The organism is Loktanella sp. SALINAS62 (assembly GCF_018263905.1).
GTDB lineage: Bacteria > Pseudomonadota > Alphaproteobacteria > Rhodobacterales > Rhodobacteraceae > Loktanella.
The window spans coordinates 1-754 of sequence record NZ_JAAFZU010000083.1 but is presented as its reverse complement, the minus strand read 5'-3'; the positions used below and the strand labels follow the sequence as shown (position 1 = coordinate 754).

General features: G+C 57.3%; 1 pseudogene and 1 other annotated feature. The pseudogene reads right to left on the bottom strand.

Annotation, left to right across the window (positions count from 1 at the left end):
• Nucleotides 1-754, bottom strand: a pseudogene (locus GZH79_RS18565) (IS3 family transposase); the annotation flags it as partial.
• Nucleotides 444-560: a sequence feature (AL1L pseudoknot), on the bottom strand. It overlaps the preceding pseudogene by 117 nt.

The following is a 754-nucleotide window of genomic DNA, read 5'->3' as shown; positions in this document are numbered from 1 at the left end:
CCGGCATTGGCTGTGCGGCTTGCGCGCCAACCAACGATCCGCCGCGCGAACACATCGATGACGAAGGCGACGTAGACAAACCCCTGCCATGTGGCGACATATGTGAAGTCGCTGACCCAAAGGACGTTCGGCGCGGGAGCATGGAACTGCCGGTTCACACGATCCAGCAGACAGGGTAGCGCCTTGTCAGGTATCGTCGTTCTTGGTTTCTTGCCGCGAATGACGCCTTCGATGCCAATGTCCTTCATCAAACGTGCGACGGTGCAGCGTGCGATGTCGAAGCCTTCCCTGCGCATCTGGTGCCAAACTTTGCGAACGCCATAGACCTTCAGGTTCTCCTCAAAGACGCGTTCGATCTCAGGCTTGAGTTGCTCATCACGTTTGGCGCGATCCGACAGGTGCGAAGGATCAGCTTGCTTGGCCTTGTTGTCGTAGAAAGTCGCTGGGGCAATCGGCAGAACCCTGCAAATCGGCTCGACCCCATGTTCAGCGCGGTGATCATCAATGAAGCGGATCATTTCTTGAACGGGCGGTCGAGCTCCGCCTGAGCAAAATATGCGGACGCTTTGCGAAGTATCTCGTTGGCCTGTTTCAACTCGCGGTTCTCGCGTTCCAGCGTCTTCATCTTCTCAGCCATCTCAGTCGTGACACCGCCGCGCTGGCCAGTGTCGATCTCGACCTTCTTCACCCATTCATTCAGCGTTTGCGGCGCACAGCCGATCTTCGCAGAAATCGACAGGATCGCAGACCAGCG